Raw genomic sequence first — 2,331 nt, forward strand, 5'->3', positions numbered from 1 at the left:
CTAAAAAGCTCTCCTTTTTTTCTAAAGGCAAATACTTGATTTCTTCTCGATCTAAGAATTTCTTTCCCCCAGGGATTTGATTCCACATTAACAGCCGGTTAATATTTACAAGATAAGAGGAGTAATTAGCCAGAGTAAAATATCTTTTTTCCTCGGTTATCCATTTAAATTCTAATTCTAGAGGTGAAAGAGAGCTAGCTAAAGCAAAGGTTTGTTTAAAGATTGCATCTACCTTAGCTGTTTCAGAAAGCTCTTCTTCTAGCTTATAAATCTTCTCTAAAATAAGAGACTGCTCTTTAATATTACCTTGAGGAACATGAACCTTACCTATTTGCTTATAAAGCGAGGGCATGACTTCATTAGTTAGAAGATAGTGCCATCTTCCACATACACTAAATAAGGAAGGGCTAGCACAAGCTTTTAAAATAGGGACTAGTATTTCATTAGGAAAATGTTCAATGGTGATAGAAGCTCTAGGATTTATTGTAGGGCCTCTTTAAAATTTGTACATATTTTTGCTTTTTTAGCGTCAATGTATATAAGGGAAAAGCAAAAGATGCAAGAAAATGCTATTGATAGATCTTAGCCTTTAAACTTGGAAATAGCGGAATATAAAAAGTTATTAGAAAATTCTTTCTCTCCTTTAGCAAATAAGACTGCAGAGGATAATGCCTCTTGCTAAGCTGGGAAGTTTTCTATGTTTTTAAAACTTATTGAAAACAACCTCCTTCATTCCATTAAAACATTAGGGGATGAAGGCAACTTTTTCAGCTACAGCTTAAAACGCTTCTTGATTTAATCAGGAATGTTTTGCAGTGGATTTCCACTTAACTTAAGATTTAACTGGTTTGATAGCCGCCCTATTTCAGGAGGAGGAAAGAAGGTAGGCTGGCTTATTTGTAAGTTAAGCGTTTGCAGCTTTGATATCCGCCCTATTTCTGCAGGCAGAGCAGTTAGCTGGTTGTTTTCCAAGTTAAGATATTTCAGCTGAGATAGCTGCCCTATCTCTGCAGGAAGAGTGGTAAGCTGGTTGCTAGATAAGTCAAGGCTTCGCAACTGCGATAGCTGCCCTATTTGTGCAGGAAGGGTGGTAAGCTGATTGCCTTCTAAGTAAAGCTTTTGCAGCTGAGATAGCTGAACTATCTCTGCCGGAAAGGAGGTAAGCTGGTTGTGGCTTAAGTAAAGCTCTTGCAGCTGAGATAGCTGTCCTATCGCTGCAAGAAGAGTGGTAAGCTGGTTGTGGTATAAGTCAAGGTATTGCAGCTGAGATAGCTGCCCTATTTCTGCAGGAAGGGAGGTAAGCTGGTTGTGGCTTAAGCCAAGCGTTTGCAGCTGAGATAGCTGCCCTATTTCTGCAGGAAGGGAGGTAAGCTGGTTGTTTCTTAAGTTAAGGTCTTGCAGCTGAGATAGCTGAACTATCTCTGCCGGAAAGGAGGTAAGCTGGTTGTGGCTTAAGTCAAGCGTTTGCAGCTGCGATAGCTGCTCTATCTCTACAGGAAGGGTGGTAAGCTGGTTGTGGCTTAAGTAAAGCTCTTGCAGCTGAGGTAGATACCTTATCTCTGCAGGAAGGGAGGTAAGCTGGTTGCTGTTTAAGTCAAGTTTTTGTAGCTGAGAGATTTGCCCTATCTCTGGAGGAAGGAAGGTAAGCTGGTTGCTGTTTAAGTCAAGCGTTTGCAGCTTAGACAGCTGCCCTATCTCTGCAGGCAGAGCAGTTAGCTGGTTCATTCGTAAGTTAAGCGTTTGCAGCTGAGATAGCTGCCCTATCTCTGCAGGCAAAGCAGTTAGCTGGTTCATTCGTAAGTTAAGCGTTTGCAGCTGCGATAGCTGCCCTATCTCTACAGGCAGAGCAGCTAGCTGGTTGCCGGATAAGTTAAGCGTTTGCAGCTTAAGCAGTTGCTTTATCTCTAGAGGAAGGAAGGTAAGCTGGTTATCGTTTAAGTGCAGCTCTTGCAGCTGCGATAGCTGCCCTATCTCTGGAGGAAGAAAGGTAAGCTGATTGCAGCTTAATTCAAGCGTTTGCAGCTGAGATAACTGCCCTATCTCTGAGGGTAAAAAGGTTAAGTCCATTACATGTAAGCATAAGCTCGTAATGTCTTTGCCATACCTTTTAATCCAATTACTAAAAAGCTTTCCTTTTTTTCTAAAGGCAAATATTTGATTGCTTCTTGGTCTAAGTAGTGCTTTCCCCCAGGGATTCTATTCCACATTAATAGGCGATTAATATTTACAAGATAAGAGGAGTAATTAGCCAGAGTAAAATATCTTTTTTCCTCGGTTATCCATTTAAATTCTAATTCTAGAGGTGAAAGAAAGCTAGCTAAAGCAAAGGTC

General features: G+C 40.8%; 3 protein-coding genes. All 3 read right to left on the reverse strand.

The features are described 5' to 3' along the window. Positions 1–352, reverse strand: a 352-nt coding sequence (locus DB41_RS00555; RefSeq protein WP_039383239.1) for a hypothetical protein, incomplete at its 3' end; no start/stop codon positions are given. 443 nt (positions 353–795) lie between these two features. Beyond that, positions 796–2,067: a leucine-rich repeat domain-containing protein gene (locus DB41_RS00560; RefSeq protein ID WP_052243750.1), complete on the reverse strand. Its 1,272-nt coding sequence runs from the start codon at positions 2,065–2,067 to the stop codon at positions 796–798. Further along, the coding region (locus tag DB41_RS11855) for a hypothetical protein (protein ID WP_039383241.1) at positions 2,067–2,331 on the reverse strand (265 nt) is incomplete at its 5' end. The genes DB41_RS11855 and DB41_RS00560, both read right to left, overlap by 1 nt.

It is taken from the genome of Neochlamydia sp. TUME1 (genome assembly GCF_000813645.1).
Taxonomy (GTDB): Bacteria; Chlamydiota; Chlamydiia; order Chlamydiales; family Parachlamydiaceae; genus Neochlamydia.